The 16,114-nt window shown below is 72.3% G+C and carries 11 protein-coding genes; 8 read left to right on the forward strand and 3 right to left on the reverse strand.

All coding sequences use genetic code 11. The features are described from left to right. The first annotated feature begins 4 nt into the window (after positions 1-4). The 4 genes from ABZO29_RS34960 (at position 5) to ABZO29_RS34975 (ending at position 4,980) form a co-directional block, all read left to right on the forward strand. Entirely contained in the window at positions 5-820 is an 816-nt protein-coding gene (locus ABZO29_RS34960; RefSeq protein ID WP_367324190.1) for a TlyA family RNA methyltransferase, read from the forward strand. Then, positions 817-1,722, forward strand: a complete 906-nt coding sequence (locus ABZO29_RS34965) for an NAD kinase (RefSeq protein WP_367324191.1) — start codon at positions 817-819, stop codon at positions 1,720-1,722. The genes ABZO29_RS34960 and ABZO29_RS34965 overlap by 4 nt, the downstream gene beginning before the upstream one ends. A gap of 161 nt (positions 1,723-1,883) precedes the next feature. Further along, complete coding sequence (gene recN, locus ABZO29_RS34970) at positions 1,884-3,602, forward strand: DNA repair protein RecN (RefSeq protein WP_367326326.1); 1,719 nt, start codon at positions 1,884-1,886, stop codon at positions 3,600-3,602. 241 nt (positions 3,603-3,843) lie between these two features. Further along, positions 3,844-4,980: a glycosyltransferase family 4 protein gene (locus ABZO29_RS34975; protein WP_367324192.1), complete on the forward strand. Its 1,137-nt coding sequence runs from the start codon at positions 3,844-3,846 to the stop codon at positions 4,978-4,980. A gap of 7 nt (positions 4,981-4,987) precedes the next feature. Here the strand turns inward: ABZO29_RS34975 and ABZO29_RS34980 are convergent, their stop codons facing one another. Continuing rightward, entirely contained in the window at positions 4,988-6,631 is a 1,644-nt protein-coding gene (locus ABZO29_RS34980) for a PucR family transcriptional regulator (RefSeq protein WP_367324193.1), read from the reverse strand. Positions 6,632-6,780: 149 nt separating this feature from the next. Between ABZO29_RS34980 and ABZO29_RS34985 the strand changes: the two genes are divergently transcribed. Next, positions 6,781-7,737, forward strand: coding sequence for an LLM class F420-dependent oxidoreductase (locus ABZO29_RS34985; protein ID WP_367324194.1), 957 nt, complete (start codon positions 6,781-6,783; stop codon positions 7,735-7,737). On the opposite strand, the gene ABZO29_RS34990 is transcribed toward ABZO29_RS34985, so the two are convergent. Both ABZO29_RS34990 and ABZO29_RS34995 read right to left on the reverse strand, forming a co-directional pair. Beyond that, positions 7,724-9,106, reverse strand: coding sequence for an FAD-binding oxidoreductase (locus tag ABZO29_RS34990; protein WP_367324195.1), 1,383 nt, complete (start codon positions 9,104-9,106; stop codon positions 7,724-7,726). The genes ABZO29_RS34985 and ABZO29_RS34990 overlap by 14 nt on opposite strands. A gap of 69 nt (positions 9,107-9,175) precedes the next feature. Then, positions 9,176-10,978, reverse strand: coding sequence for a glycoside hydrolase family 15 protein (locus tag ABZO29_RS34995; RefSeq protein ID WP_367326327.1), 1,803 nt, complete (start codon positions 10,976-10,978; stop codon positions 9,176-9,178). Between the two features lie 463 nt (positions 10,979-11,441). On the opposite strand from ABZO29_RS34995, the gene ABZO29_RS35000 reads away from it, so the two are divergent. The 3 genes from ABZO29_RS35000 (at position 11,442) to ABZO29_RS35010 (ending at position 16,055) form a co-directional block, all read left to right on the forward strand. Beyond that, a complete protein-coding gene (locus ABZO29_RS35000; RefSeq protein ID WP_367324196.1) occupies positions 11,442-13,103 on the forward strand; it encodes a CTP synthase in 1,662 nt (553 codons plus the stop codon). A gap of 83 nt (positions 13,104-13,186) precedes the next feature. After that, on the forward strand, positions 13,187-13,813 hold the full coding sequence (locus tag ABZO29_RS35005; RefSeq protein ID WP_367324197.1) for an NUDIX domain-containing protein: 627 nt from the start codon (positions 13,187-13,189) through the stop codon (positions 13,811-13,813). Between the two features lie 166 nt (positions 13,814-13,979). After that, positions 13,980-16,055, forward strand: a complete 2,076-nt coding sequence (locus tag ABZO29_RS35010) for a tetratricopeptide repeat protein (RefSeq protein WP_367324198.1) — start codon at positions 13,980-13,982, stop codon at positions 16,053-16,055. Positions 16,056-16,114: the final 59 nt, after the last annotated feature.

The raw sequence follows: 16,114 nt of genomic DNA on the forward strand, positions 1-16,114 counted from the left end.
GAACGTGGCAGGAGTCGCACGCCGCCGTCTCGACGCGGAGCTGGTCCGCCGGAAGCTCGCGCGCTCGCGCGAGCACGCGAGCCAGCTGATCGCCGCAGGGCGCGTCACCGTCGGCAAGACCGTCGCGACCAAGCCCGCCACGCAGGTGGAGACGGCGGCGGCGATCGCCGTCGCCGCCGCCGCCGACGATCCCGACTACGTGTCCCGGGGCGGGCACAAGCTCGCCGGCGCGTTGCAGGTGTTCGTGCCGCAGGGGCTGCTCGTCGAGGGGCGGCGGGCTCTGGACGCGGGCGCCTCCACCGGGGGTTTCACGGACGTCCTGCTGCGGTCGGGCGCCGCGCACGTCGTCGCCGTGGACGTCGGATACGGACAACTCGCATGGACTCTGCAGAGCGATGAACGCGTCACCGTCAAGGATCGTACGAACGTACGCGAGTTGACGCTCGAAGCGATCGATGGGGAGCCAGTGGATCTTGTCGTGGGGGATCTGTCCTTCATCCCGCTCGGACTGGTGCTGCCCGCCCTGGTGCGGTGCGTGAAGCCGGACGCCGATCTGGTGATGATGGTCAAGCCGCAGTTCGAAGTGGGGAAGGAACGACTGGGAAGCGGGGGAGTCGTACGGAGCCCGCAGCTGCGGGCCGAGGCCGTGCGCGGCGTGGCCCAGAAGGCATGGGACCTGGGGCTCGGGGTGAAGGGTGTCACCGCCAGTCCCCTGCCCGGGCCCTCGGGCAATGTCGAGTACTTCCTGTGGCTGCGTGCCGGGGCACCCGCTCCGGACCCGGCCGACGTTGACCGTGCAGTGGCGGAGGGGCCGCGTTGACACAGAACCGAGCTCGTACTGTTTTCCTGCTCGCCCACACGGGGCGGCCGGCGGCCATCCGGAGCGCGGAGCTCGTCGTCAAGGGGCTGCTGCGGGAGGGCATCGGCGTGCGCGTCCTCGAGTACGAGGCGGCCGACCTGCCACTCCCGGACGAGGTGGAGCTGGTCAAGGAGGCGACTCCGCAGTGCCTCGACGGGTGTGAGCTGCTGATCGTGCTGGGCGGCGACGGGACACTGCTGCGCGGGGCCGAGTTCGCCCGGGCGTCCGGTGTGCCGATGCTCGGCGTCAACCTCGGACGTGTGGGGTTCCTCGCGGAGGCCGAGCGGGACGATCTCGACAAGGTCGTCGACCGGGTGGTGACCAAGGCGTACGAGGTCGAGGAGCGGATGACCGTCGACGTCGTCGTTCACCAGAACGGGGACATCGTGCACACGGACTGGGCGCTGAACGAGGCGGCCGTCCAGAAGGCCGGCGCGGAGAAGTTGCTCGAGGTCGTCCTGGAGATCGACGGGCGGCCGGTGACGGGGTTCGGGTGCGACGGGATCGTGCTGTCGACGCCGACCGGGTCGACGGCGTATGCGTTCTCGGCGGGTGGGCCTGTGGTCTGGCCCGAGGTCGAGGCGCTGCTGATGGTGCCGATCAGTGCGCATGCGTTGTTCGCGAAGCCGTTGGTGACTTCGCCGGATTCCGTGCTTGCGGTGGAGGTTCTGCCGCACATCCCGCCGGGGGTCCTGTGGTGTGACGGGCGGCGGACGGTTGAGCTGCCTCCCGGGGCGCGGGTCGAGGTGCGGCGGGGGGCTGTGCCGGTGCGGCTGGCTCGGCTGCATCATGCGTCGTTCACTGATCGGCTGGTGGCGAAGTTTGCGTTGCCCGTGTCTGGCTGGCGAGGGGCGCCGCATTAGCCGTCCGTGAGGGGTGGCTTGTCACGGCCGGCGGGCGCGGGTGGTTTGTGGCTTGTCGCGCAGTTCCCCGCGCCCCTTGAGGCCGGACCACTCACGCGGGTGACAGGGCACCTCGCACATCTCCGTCCCGACCTCGTAAGGTCTTGTCCGTGTTGGAGGAGATGCGGATACGGTCGCTCGGAGTCATCGACGACGCGGTCGTCGAGTTGTCACCCGGCTTCACCGCCGTCACGGGTGAGACGGGTGCGGGCAAGACCATGGTGGTCACCAGCCTCGGGCTGCTGCTGGGCGGGCGTGCCGACCCGGCGCTCGTGCGGATCGGGGCCGAGAAGGCGGTCGTCGAGGGGCGGGTCACCGTGCCCGCGGACGCCTCGGTCGCCGTACGGGCCGAGGAGGCCGGGGCCGAACTCGACGACGGGGCGCTGCTGATCAGCCGTACCGTTTCCGCCGAAGGCAGGTCGCGGGCACACCTGGGCGGGCGCAGCGTGCCCGTGGGTGTGCTCGCCGAACTCGCCGACGAACTCGTCGCCGTGCACGGGCAGACCGATCAGCAGGGGCTGCTGAAGCTGTCCCGGCAGCGGCAGGCGCTCGACCGGTACGCCGGTGACGCCGTCGCGGGACCGCTGGCCAAGTACGGCGAGGCCTACCGGCGGCTGCGGGCCGTCTCCGCCGAGCTCGAGGACATCACCACGCGCGCGCGTGAACGGGCCCAGGAGGCCGACATGCTGCGCTACGGGCTCGACGAGATCGCCGGCGTCGAACCGCGCGCAGGTGAGGACGTGGAGCTGGCGGAGGAGGCGGAGCGGCTGGGGCACGCCGAGGCGCTGTCCTCGGCCGCCACGGCCGCTCATGGCGCGCTGGCGGGCAATCCCGAGGACCCGGAGGGCATCGACGCCGCCACGCTCGTCGCGGGCGCCCAGCGGGCCCTGGAGGCCGTGCGGTCGCACGATCCGGCGCTGGCCGCGCTCGCCGACCGGATCGGGGAGATCGGGATCCTGCTCGGTGATGTCGCGGGCGAGCTCGCGGGGTACGCCGACGACCTGGACGCCGATCCGCTGCGGCTGGCTGCCGTGGAGGAGCGGCGGGCCGCGCTGAACGCGCTGACACGCAAGTACGGCGAGGACGTCGCCTCCGTGCTGGCGTGGGCCGAGCGGGGTGCCACGCGGCTCACCGAGCTCGACTCCGACGACGAGCGGATCGACGAGCTGACGGGTGAGCGGGATGCGCTGCGCAGCGAACTGGGCGGGCTGGCACAGGCGCTGACGGACGCGCGGACGGAGGCCGCGGAGCGGTTCGCGGCTGCCGTGACGGCCGAACTGGCCTCGCTCGCCATGCCGCACGCGCGCGTGTCCTTCGCCATCCGGCAGACCGAGGACGCGGAGGGCGTCGAGGTCGGCGGGCGTTTCGTCGCGTACGGGCCGTCGGGCGTCGACGAGGTCGAGCTGCTGCTGGCCCCGCACCCGGGGGCGCCGCCGCGCCCGATCGCCAAGGGCGCGTCCGGTGGTGAGCTGTCGCGCGTGATGCTCGCCGTCGAGGTCGTGTTCGCGGGGACGGACCCGGTGCCGACGTACCTGTTCGACGAGGTCGATGCGGGCGTCGGCGGCAAGGCGGCCGTGGAGATCGGGCGGCGGCTCGCCCGTCTTGCGAAGACCGCGCAGGTCGTCGTGGTGACGCACCTGCCGCAGGTCGCTGCTTTCGCCGACCGGCAGTTGCTGGTCGAGAAGACGAACGACGGCTCGGTCACGCGGTCTGGTGTGAAGGTGCTCGAAGGGGAGGACCGTATCCGGGAGTTGTCGCGCATGCTGGCGGGGCAGGAGGACTCGGAGACCGCGCGGGCGCACGCGGAAGAGCTGCTGGCGTCGGCTCGGGAGGGCGTGTAGGGCGTTCCGCGCCACTACTGCCGGCTCACTCGTACGAGTGGCAGGTCGCGTCGCGTTGCCGTGTTGCCGCGAGGCCCGCATCCTGCGGCTTTGCGGGAACGGCCGTACGGCCTGGCATCCTTGGCTCAGTACGCGCAGTACGCGCAGTACGTGGAGGCAACCGTGCGGCACACCCTCTCCGCACGATCCTTCTGTACGTTTCTTCGTGACCGTCCGAAGCCGAACCAGGAGCCCCGGCCACGTGAGCCCCGTGAGCAGTCCGTCCTCGCTCGGCCAGTCGCCGCTGCGCACCGTGCAGGTGCTGGGTGGCGGCAACGCCGGCAGCAGCGCGCATGTGCGGTCCCTGGCCGCGGGGCTCGTCGCGCGGGGCGTGCGGGTGACGGTGTGCGCCCCTGTGGAGGCCGAACGCATCCACGACTTCGCGGGCGCCGGTGCCGAACACGTACACGTGCCACGCAGCAGCGACCCGGCGTCCGTGTCCGCCCTGCGCGCGGCCTGCACGGGCGCCGACCTCGTGCACGCGCACGGGCTGCACGCCTCGTTCCGGGCCGTGCTCGCCCTCGGCGGACGCAGCACCCCGCTCGTGGTCACCTGGCACAACCGTGCGCACGCCGAGGGGGCGCGCGCCCATCTGCTGCGCCTGCTGGAGCGCAGGGTGGTGAAGGCCGCGTCCGTGGTGCTCGGGACCTCCTCCGACCTGGTGGACCGGGCGCGGCGGACCGGTGCGCGGGACGCACGGCTCGCCGCCGTGTCACTGCCCGGGCCGCGCGTGCCGGAAGGGGTGGAGGACCCCGACCGGCTGCGTCCCAAGGCGCGGGCCGAACTCGGCGCCATCGGGCGCCCCTTGCTGATGGCCGTCGGCTCCCTCGACAGCCACCGCGGATACGACGTCCTGCTCGACGCCTCGCGCGCCTGGCGCCGACTGGACCCGCTGCCGCTGGTGGCGATCGCGGGGGAGGGGCCGCTGCGGACGGAGCTGCAAGGCCGTATCGAGGACGAAGAACTGCCCGTGCGGCTCATCGGGCGCCGGGACGACGTCTCCGAACTGCTCGCCGCCGCGGACCTCGCCCTCCTGCCCAGCCGCTGGGAGTCGCGCTCCGTCCTCGCCCAGGAGGCCCTCCACGCGCGCGTGCCGCTCGTCGCGACCGCCGTCGGCGGCATCCCCGAACTCGTGGGCGACGCCGCCGAACTCGTCCCGTACGGGGATGCGAAGGCGCTCGCCGACGCCGTCGTGCGGCTCCTTGCCGAGCCCGAGCGCCGGCAGCTCCTGCGGGAGCGGGGCGTGCGGCAGGCCGCGACCTGGCCGACCGAGGACGAGACCGTCGCCCAGGTCCTCAGCGTCTACGACGAGCTGACCCAGCCCCGGCCGCTCGTCTAGGCAGCGCTCAGGGCACGTGCCGGCGTGCCCGCAGCGCCAGGCTCAACGCCAGTACCGTCTGCGGGTCGTCGAGGTCGGTGCCCAGCAACTCGCCGATTCTCGCGAGGCGGTTGTACAGCGTCTGCCGGTTCAGATGCAGCTCTCGCGCCGTCTCCGCCTTGCGGCCCGCGTGGGCCAGGTACGTCTCCAGCGTGGGCAGCAGCGGCGGCTTGGAACGGTGGTCGTGGTCCCGGACCGGGCCGATGGCCCGGTCCACGAAGGCCGCCAGGTCAGGCTGGTCGCGCAGGCGCCACAGGAGCAGGTCGATGTCCAGGCGGCGGGCGTCGTACCAAAGGCGGTCCGACAGGCCCTGCGCCGCCGTCGCCGTCTCCGCCGCGTGCCGCAGACCCGCCGACGCCGCCGCCCAGCTGCCGGCCACCCCGACGACCACGACCGGAGGCTGGGCCCCCGGCCGCTGCATCCCGGCCCGCTCCACGCCCGCCCGCAGCGCCGCCGCGACCCGGTCCGCGACCGCCGACCGCTCCGGCTCCGAGCGCAGGCCCAGCAGCAACATCACCCGGCCCTCGACCGGTCGTACGCCCAACAGGACCGGAACCCCCACCGTGGCCAGTTCCTCCCCCACCGCACGCGCCAGCACCGCCCAGCCGCCGCCGGGCGAGAGCGCGTCGCCCAGCCGCATCACCACCGGCAGCAGCGGGCTCCTGCCCGGTCTGAAGCCCAGCACGCGCGCCTGCGCGGGGGCGTCCTCCGCCGCGATACGGCCCTCGGCGAGATCGGTCAGGAAGTCGCCCCGGCCGCGTGCCGCCAGCTCCTCCTCCTGGCGGGCCTGCATCAGCACCACGGCGAGGATGCCGGCCGCCCGCTCGGCGGCCATCCGGTGCACGGGAGCGAGCGGGCCGCGTACGGGAAGCAGCACGAGCCTGGCGCGGACCGAGCCCGTGCCCGGCCCTCCGCCGGGTACGTCCACGAGGACCGTCCCCGACGGCGGCGGGGCGTCCTTGTGCGGGCCGCGCAGTCCCTCCCACACCTGCAGCGGATCCGCCCCCTCGGGCCCCGCCCCGGCGGCGTACAGCAGCTGCCCGTCCGTCGTCTCCAGGAAGACCGGGTTGCCGCCGAAGTCGGCCAGGATGCCCAGGACCTGGGGGATTCCGCCGCCGCCCAGCAGGGCCTCCGTACAACGGTGGTGCACCTCCTCCGCCCGCTGCAGCAGCGCGTAGTGGCCGTTGACGATCTCGGTGTGGATCTCCTCGGTCACGGTCACGAACGGCACCTCGCGGTGCAGTTGGACGAGGGGCAGGCCGGCTGCCCGTGCGGTCTCGACCAGGGCGGCCGGCAGGCGGGTGAAGCGCGGGCCGAGCTCGACGACCAGCGCCGCGATGCCGCGCTCGGCGAGGGTGCGCACGAACGCGCGCTGTTCGGCCGGACGGGTGCCGAGCCCGTAGCCGGTGGTCAGCAGCAGCTCGCCGCCCTTGAGCAGGGAGGCGATGTGCGGCACCTCGCCCGCGTGCACCCAGCGCACCGTACGGCCCAGCCGCTCGGCGCCCGCGAGGACCTCGGGGAGCCCGCTGCGCAGACCGGGCAGCTCCAGTGCCCGCTGAACGGTGATCCCGGCGCCGTGGCTCTCGGGTCGGTGGTCCGTGCGGCTGTCCATGCAGCGGACGCTACCTGCGCAGACGTTCCGGCAACATCTTCGGGCGGGTTACGGGTGTGATCAGAAGGCGGCGACGAGGGGGAGCGGGCCGCGGACGAGGTGATGGCAGCCCTGGGTTAGGGCGGTAGCGGCCGGGTAGCGGCGTCGGCATGGACATCAGCGTGGTCGCCGTGGCGCGGGAGGACGACGGTCCCGTCGACGAGCCGGTGCGGGTGGCAGCGCTGGCCGACCGGCTCGGCTACCGCGAGGTGTGGGCCGGAGAGGGACCCACGTGGGACGCGTTCGTCCTCGCCACGGCGATCGGGTGGGTCACGGGGCGGGTCACGGTGACCGCCGGGCCCGTGCCGGTGTCCGTGCGCGACCCGTACACGATCGCCCGGGGCGCGTCCTCGGTCGCGGCCGTCCTCGGCCGGCCCGTCGGCGTGGCGCTCGGGACGTCCAGCAGACGGGTGGTCGAGGGTGTGCACGGGCGGCCCCGCGTCCGGCCCGCGGCCGTCCTGGAGGAGACCGCGGCCGCCGTGCGCGGCCTCCTGCACGGTGTGCCGGGCGAGCCGGTCGTGCCCGGCAGCGGCTTCCGGCGCCGCCTCGCGCCACCCGGCGGCCCGCTCACCGTGGCGGCATTCGGCGACCGCGCGATCGCCACCGCCGCCGCGCACGCCGACCGCATGCTGCTCGATCTCGTCTCCCCGGAGCAGGTGCGCGAACTGCGCGCCAAGATGCTCCGGGCCGCGGCACGGGCGGGTCGTACGCCGCCGACGCTCGCCGCCTGGCTGCCTGCCGCCGTCGATCCTGAGCCCGCCTCCCTCGACCAGATCCTGCGCAGCATCGCCGGGTATCTGACGGTGCCGGGCTACCGCGACATGTTCATCGCGGCGGGCTTCGGCGAGGCCGTGGAACTGGCCGCCGGCGGCACCGGGACCGACATCCTGCTGCGGGCCCTCCCCCCGACGGCGGCGCGCGCCGTCGGCCTGGTCGGCGATCTCGACACGGTACGCGCCCGCATCGAGACCTACGCCGAGGCCGGGCTCGACGAGATCGCCCTCGTCCCGGCGACGGCGGCCGATCCGGCGGGAGAGCGGACGCTCACGGCCCTCAGGCCGGCGTGATGTTGTGGTTGAAGCGGAACACGTTGTCGGGGTCGTAGCGCCGCTTCAGCTCGGCCAGCCTCCGGGTGTTCTCGGCACCCAGGCCGGCCACCACCCGCTCCGCGCCCTCGTCGCCGATGAAGTTGAGGTAGGCCGCGCCGGTGCTCCACGGCCGCACGTCGGCGCGGACGTCCCGGACCCACTGGATCGCCCGCTCGTCGTCGGCCGGCTCCTCCCAGATGCCGAAGGGGTGCACGACCCACGGGGCGTCCCGGAACGCGACGGGGTATTCGGCGGGACCGTCTGCGACCGCGCCGCCCTGCGGGAACAGCACGTGCTGGGTCCCCGTCGGCACGGGCATGCTGTGCGCCCGGGCGCAGAAGACCTCGACGAGGTCGTCGGGCAGCCCGGTCAGGTACTCCGCCGACCAGTAGTTCCGCATCCCGGGCGGATCGTCGATCATGCACTGGACGTCGGCGTACGGCATCGCCCCGACGATCTCCGCCTCGTGCGGCAGCGCCAGCAGCGGCTGGGCCAGCTTGCGCATGTCCTCCTCGGCACCGGCGTACGTCAGCAGCGCGGCGCACACCAGCTTCCCCACCAGCCGCACCGGTACGAACTCCTCGAGCGGGGCGGTGAGATACAGGACACCGCCGCCCACCTCCCACGGACCGGCCTCGATGATCTCGCGGAAGGTGCGGATCACGTCGTCGCCGAACTCGGGCAGGTACAGGACCATGGCGATGGAGAACGCGGGCAGTTCGTGCAGCTTCAGCGTGAGCGCGGTGGCGACGCCGAAGTTGCCGCCGCCCCCGTGCAGGGCCCAGAACAGGTCCGCGTTCTCGTCGGCGTTGGCGTGGATCCGCTCGCCGTCGGCGGTGACCAGCTCGACGCCGAGCAGGTTGTCGATCGCGAGCCCGCAGTAGCGGTCCAGCCAGCCCGTGCCGCCTCCGAGGACGAAGCCGCCCACGCCGGTGGTGGAGGCCCGGCCGCCCGTGGTCGCGAGGCCGTACGGCTGGGTGGCACGGTCCATGTCGCTCATCGTGGCGCCGCCCGCGAGACGTATCGCCTCTGCCGCGGGATCGACGGTGACCGCGCGCATGTGACGCAGATCCACGACCAGACCGCCGTCGTTCGACGCCATCCCCGCCACGCTGTGCCCGCCGCCGCGCACGGCGATGTCCAGGTCCAGCTCCCGGCCGAAGCGCACGGCGCGCACCACGTCGTTCTCGTCCACGCACTGCGCGATCACCGCCGGGCGCCGGTCGATCATCGCGTTGAAGACGCTGCGGGCCTCGTCGTAGCCCGGATCCCCCGGAGCGAACACGTCGCCGACCAGATCCTCACGCAGCGCGGCGAGGGCCGCGCCCGCCTTCGAGTGGGAAGCCATAGCAGCCCCCTTCCGGACAGGGGCAGTCGTCTGTTTCCAGGCTAGGCGGGCCCGACCGGTGAGTCCTGTTCAGCCGCCGTACGCGCCGGAAGCCGTCAGCCGCAGGGCCGTGTCGATCAGCGGAACGTGGCTGAAGGCCTGCGGGAAGTTGCCGACCTGGCGCTTCAGGCGCGGGTCCCACTCCTCGGCCAGCAGCCCGAGGTCGTTGCGCAGCGACAGCAGCTTCTCGAACAGCTTGCGGGCCTCGTCGACGCGGCCGATCATCGCGAGGTCGTCCGCCATCCAGAACGAGCAGGCGAGGAAGGCCCCTTCGTCACCGGGCAGCCCGTCGACGCCCTCGTCGTCGCCCTGCGTCGGGTAGCGCAGGATGAAGCCGTCCGGCGTGGAGAGCTCGCGCTGGATCGCCTCGATGGTGCCGATGACGCGCTTGTCGTCGGGCGGCAGGAAGCCCATCTGCGGGATCAGCAGCAGCGAGGCGTCCAGCTCCTTCGAGCCGTACGACTGAGTGAAGGTGTTGCGCTCCTTGTCGTAGCCCTTCTCGCACACGTCCCGGTGGATGTCGTCGCGCAGTTCGCGCCACTTCTCCAGCGGACCGTCCGCGTCCCCGGACTCGATCAGCTTGATCGTGCGGTCGACCGCCACCCAGGCCATGACCTTGGAGTGCACGAAGTGGCGGCGCGGCCCGCGCACCTCCCAGATGCCCTCGTCCGGCTCGTCCCAGTGGTCCTCCAGGTAGCGGATCAGCTTCAGCTGGAGCAGGGAGGCGTAGTCGCTGCGGGCCAGGCCCGTCATGTGCCCAAGGTGCAGGGCCTCGGTGACCTCGCCGTACACGTCCAGCTGGAGCTGGTGCGCGGCGCCGTTGCCGACCCGGACCGGCGCGGAGTTCTCGTAGCCGGGCAGCCAGTCCAGCTCCGCCTCGCCCAGCTCGCGCTCACCCGCGATGCCGTACATGATCTGCAGGTTCTCGGGGTCGCCGGCGACCGCGCGCAGCAGCCACTCGCGCCAGGCACGGGCCTCGTCGCGATAGCCGGTGCGCAGCAGGGAGGACAGGGTGATCGCCGCGTCGCGCAGCCACGTGTAGCGGTAGTCCCAGTTGCGGACGCCGCCGATGTCCTCGGGGAGGGAGGTGGTGGGGGCGGCGACGATGCCGCCGGTGGGGGCGTACGTCAGGGCCTTCAGCGTGATCAGGGAGCGGATCACGGCCTCGCGGTACGGTCCGTGGTACGTACAGTGCTCCACCCACTCCCGCCAGAACTCCTCCGTCGCCTCCAGCGACTGCTCCGGCTCCGGCAGCGGCGGCGGCTCCTTGTGCGAGGGCTGCCAGGAGATGGTGAACGCGAGCCGGTCACCCGGGGCGACCGTGAAGTCCGTGTACGTCGTCAGTGACTTGCCGTAGGTCTCGCACTCCGTGTCGAACCACACGGAGTCCGGGCCCGCCACGGCCACGGTGCGCCCCTCGTGCTTGTGCACCCACGGGACGACACGGCCGTACGAGAAACGCATCCGCAGCGCGGAACGCATCGGGACGCGGCCGGAGACGCCCTCCACGATCCGGATCAGCTGCGGGGCGCCGTCACGCGGAGGCATGAAGTCGATCACCCGGACCGTGCCGCGCGGGGTGTCCCACTCGGACTCCAGGATCAGCGAGTCGCCTCGGTAGCTGCGCCGGGCCGCGGTGGGCGGCTGCGCGTCGGAGGCGTGCGCGGGGCCGAGACGCCAGAAGCCGTGCTCCTCGGTGCCCAGCAGACCGGCGAAGATGGCATGCGAGTCGAAGCGCGGCAGGCACAGCCAGTCCACCGTGCCGTCACGGCAGACCAGCGCTGCTGTCTGCATGTCTCCGATGAGTGCGTAGTCTTCGATGCGCCCGGCCACGTGCATCTCCAGTCGAACGGCCACGTCACCCCCGAAAGGGGGCTGTCGCTAGTGAGGTCAAGGGGTCGTTGTACTGCGTCGTTGAGCGGTGAAGCAAAGCAGTCGCTCCAGCCGTATGGCAAAACGACAATTACTGCTCAACGAACTGACGAGCTCTAGTTGTTCCGGTATGTACGGGCGGGGGTGGTGCCGTGTTACCCGGCCGGGCTCGGCAGCGAGTGTCCGAGCAGGATACGACGCACGTAGATGATCTGCGTGCCGCTCCGGGCAACGCGGGTGGGCCGGTCGGGTGAGCGAAGGGTGAGCGGCGCGCGGGCCGTACGCACCCGTGTCGGCGCGTGCGCGGAGCGTGGCCGGAAGCCAGGGCCCGTCGGCGCTGATACCCTGGTAGCCCGTGGACCGGTGGGAGAGAAACCCCCGAACCGCACCCCCAGACCGCGACCACGGGAGCCCCCTCTTGGCCATGCCGGCTTTTCGAAACAGCGCAGCCACGACGACCAAGCACATCTTCGTCACCGGGGGTGTCGCCTCCTCTCTCGGCAAGGGTCTGACCGCCTCCAGCCTCGGCATGCTGCTCAAGGCGCGGGGTCTGCGAGTCGTGATGCAGAAGCTCGACCCGTATCTGAACGTCGACCCGGGCACCATGAACCCGTTCCAGCACGGCGAGGTCTTCGTCACCAACGACGGCGCCGAGACCGACCTGGACATCGGACACTACGAGCGCTTCCTCGACCGCGACCTGGACGGCTCCGCCAATGTCACTACAGGCCAGGTCTACTCGACGGTGATCGCCAAGGAGCGGCGCGGTGAGTACCTGGGCGACACCGTGCAGGTCATCCCGCACATCACCAACGAAATCAAGCATCGCATCCGCCGCATGGCGACGGACGAGGTGGACGTCGTCATCACCGAGGTCGGCGGCACCGTCGGTGACATCGAGTCCCTGCCGTTCCTGGAGACGGTCCGCCAGGTCCGTCACGAGGTCGGCCGTGACAACGTCTTCGTCGTCCACATCTCGCTCCTGCCGTACATCGGCCCCTCGGGAGAGCTGAAGACGAAGCCGACCCAGCACTCGGTTGCGGCCCTGCGCAACATCGGTATCCAGCCGGACGCGATCGTGCTGCGCTGCGACCGCGAGGTGCCGACCGCGATCAAGCGCAAGATCTCGCTGATGTGCGACGTCGACGAGGCGGCCGTGGTCGCCTGCCCCGACGCCCGCTCGATCTACGACATCCCGAAGACCGTGCACGGCGAGGGCCTGGACGCCTATGTCGTCCGCAAGCTGGACCTGCCGTTCCGCGACGTGGACTGGACGACCTGGGACGACCTGCTCGACCGCGTCCACAACCCCGACCACGAGATCACCCTCGCCCTGGTCGGCAAGTACATCGACCTGCCCGACGCCTACCTCTCGGTCACCGAGGCGCTGCGCGCGGGCGGCTTCGCCAACAGGGCCCGCGTGAAGATCAAGTGGGTCACGTCCGACGACTGCAAGACCCCGGCGGGCGCCAAGGCGCAGCTCGCCGACGTCGACGGCATCTGCGTCCCGGGCGGCTTCGGCGACCGCGGTGTGCTCGGCAAGGTCGGCGCGATCCGCTACGCCCGCGAGAACAGGATCCCGCTGCTCGGCCTGTGCCTGGGTCTGCAGTGCATCGTGATCGAGGCGGCCCGCAACCTCGCCGACATCTCCGACGCCAACTCCACCGAGTTCGACCCGGCCACCGCCCACCCGGTCATCTCGACCATGGCCGAGCAGCTCGACATCGTCGCCGGCGAGGGCGACATGGGCGGCACGATGCGCCTGGGCATGTACCCCGCCAAGCTCGCCGAGGGCTCCATCGTGCGCGAGGTGTACGACGGCAAGGAGTACGTGGAGGAGCGGCACCGCCACCGGTACGAGGTGAACAACTCCTACCGCGCCGAGCTGGAGAAGAAGGCGGGCATCCTGTTCTCCGGCACCTCGCCGGACGGCAAGCTCGTCGAGTACGTCGAGTACCCGCGTGACGTCCACCCCTACCTGGTCGCCACGCAGGCGCACCCCGAGCTGCGCTCGCGGCCGACGCGTCCGCATCCGCTGTTCGCCGGTCTGGTGAAGGCCGCGGTCGAGCGGAAGAGTTCCAAGTAACACAACGGTTGTACGGTGGCCGGGGTGCGCGCATTCAAAAGGTGGGCGCCCCGGTCTCTTTTTTGTGTGTGGAAGGACAGGACATGACGATCAAGGACACCCCCGAGCAGTGGGAGATCCGGGCGACGGAGACCCCCTTCGTGGGCAACAAGACCTCGGTCCGCACGGACGAGGTGGTCATGCCCGACGGCTCGGTGGTCCGCCGCGACTACCAGGTCCACCCCGGCTCCGTGGCCGTCCTCGCCCTCGACGGCGAAGGCCGTGTCCTGCTCATCAAGCAGTACCGCCACCCCGTGCGCCACAAGCTGTGGGAGATCCCGGCCGGCCTCCTCGACGTGCCCGGCGAGAACCCGCTGCACGCGGCCCAGCGCGAGCTGTACGAGGAAGCGCACGTCAAGGCCGAGGACTGGCGGGTCCTGACCGACGTCTACACCACGCCCGGCGGCTGCGACGAGGCCGTACGGATCTTCCTGGCCCGTGATCTGTCCGAGGCGGACGGGCAGCGCTTCGAGGTCGAGGACGAGGAGGCCGACCTGGAGCACGCGCGCGTGCCCCTCGACGAGCTCGTCCGGGGCGTGCTCGCGGGCGAGCTGCACAACAACTGCCTCGTCGTCGGCGTCCTCTCGCTGGTCGCCGCGCGGAACGGCGACGGGCTCGAGGCGCTGCGCCCGGCGGAGGCGCCCTGGCCTGCGCGTCCCTACGAGTCCTGAACCCAATACGTCCCCGGTGTGACGATCGCCTGATCCGATCGGGGGACGTCCCTGCCGTGCCCGCCGTGCTCCACACGGATCGTCGCAGAGCGTGAACTAGGCTCTGGAAACGCCCGATCCGGAGTCCCGGCGGGCTTGCGCGTGCGGTGGGACGGGAGTGTGGCCCGTGACGGATCAGGCGGTCGACGCGGACGGTGTGCAGCTGTCGGGACACACGGCCGCGAAGGGACATTTCCTGGGCCGCACACGGGAGTTGAAGGAGCTGCGCGCCGACATCGAGCGCGCCGGACTGGACACCCTCTCCGGAAAGAAGGCTCCACGCGCGCGCGTGCTTCTCATCGCGGGCCGTCCCGGATCCGGCCGTACGGCGCTCGCCGAGGAACTCGTACGGCAGGTCGCCGACCGGTACGCGGACGGGGTGCTGCGGGTCCGGCTGAGCGACCCCGACGGCACGCCCGTGCCCGTCGGGCGTGCCGCCCGCGAACTCCTCGCCGCCCTGGAGCTGCCGGCCCCGCCCGGGGCCGGCGAGGACATCCTCACCGAGGCACTGCGCGACGCCCTCGCCGACCGGCGCGCGCTGCTCCTGCTCGACGACGCGGCCGACGCCGCACAGGTCGACGCTCTGCTGCCGGACACCCCGGACTGCCTGGTCGTCGCCGTCTCCGGCGGCCCGCTCACCGGCATCTCCGACGTGCGTCCCTGCACCCTCGGCGGACTCGACACCAAGTCCGCCCTCGAACTGCTGACCAGGCACACCGGTTCGGTCCGCATCACGGTCGACCCGCGGGCCGCCGAGGGGCTCGTCGAGGAGTGCCAGGCGCAGCCGGCCGCGCTGATGCTGGCCGGTGGCTGGCTCGCCGCCCGCCCCAAGGCCGCCGTCGCCGACCTCGCCAAACACCTGCGTGCCGACGGCAACGAGGGCACACCCCTCGGCCGGGTCTTCCGGCTCGCCTACTCCGCGCTGCCCGCCGGCCACGCCCGGACACTGCGACTGCTCGCCCTCGCCCCGGCCGGCCTGGTGGACCCGCACACCGCGTCCGCGCTGGCCGGCAGCTCGGTCAGCCGGGCCCGCACCGCCCTCGACGACCTGGTCGCCCTGGGCCTGCTGCGGGCCGTGGACTCGCCCCTGCCCCAGTACGAGGTCCCCGGCTGCCTGTACCCCCTGCTCAAGGGCCTCGCCGAGAGCCAGGACCGCCCCGCCGAACTGCAGCTGGCGCGTGCCCGCATGCTGGAGCGGACGGTCCGGCTGCTGCAGTCCTGCCGGGCGATCACCGAGACGGACGACCCCGGGGCCCGGGAGAAGCTCCAGGGCATGCCCAAGGCCCTGCGCTTTCCCACCCCGCGGGCGGCCGCCGACTGGCTGCGGATCCGCAGGCCCGCCCTGCTCGCCTCGGCCCGGCTGGCGGTGGCCGACGGGGAGCTCGACACCCTGGCCCGGCGTCTGATGGCCCAGCTGGTCAGGGCGATGGTCGCGCATTCCGGCACGCAGGCGGCGGCACCCGACCTGTACGACATCCACCGCCTCGTGCTCGGCGTGGCCGAGCGCCGCGGCCTGCCCCGGGAGAAGGCCGCCGCCCTGCTGAACCTCGCCGACCTGGACGCCGGAACCGGCCGTACGAAGGAGGCGCTGGCGCGGTATCGGGCGGCTCTGGACGCCGGACGCGAGGCGAACGACCCGTATGCGACTGGCCGCGCGATGGAATCCGTAGGCGGCGCCCACCTGGAGCTCGGGGACTACGACCGGGCCGCCGACTGGTTCGGCCGGGCCCTCGCCCAGCGGCTCGCCCGCGACGAGCGCGCGGACGCCGCCCGGCTCTACGGCCGTATCGCCGCCGCCCACACCTACGCGGGCCGCTACGGCGAGGCGTTGCGGGGCTGGCGCGCGGCGGTCGCCGGGCATCGCAAGAGCGGCGATGTGGCCGCCCAGGCCCGGGCCTTGAGCGAGCTGGCCCGTGTCCAGGAGTACGCGGGCCGGCCCGAGGAATCGCTGCGCACCTGCCAGGAGGCCGTGGAGTGGGCGCGTTACGCCGAGGACGCACGGCTGCAGGCCGCGCTGCACCTGCGGCTCGCGGACACGCTGGAGCGCCTCGGCGACCCCGCGGCGGCCCGGATGCACCGGGGCACGGCCGAGCGGATGCTGGGGGAGGAGCTCCAGGAGCGTGATCCGGCCGCGGAGCCCGACCCTGACTCGGAACAAGACGCTAACGCCTACGAAATCCGCAGCACACCCGCTGAAGATTGATGCAATGAAAGGCTAGACAGCGGGAACACCTTCATTAGACTGGCTCTGCCGCACGTTCT

The sequence above is a fragment of the Streptomyces sp. HUAS ZL42 genome, assembly GCF_040782645.1.
Classification (GTDB): domain Bacteria; phylum Actinomycetota; class Actinomycetes; order Streptomycetales; family Streptomycetaceae; genus Streptomyces.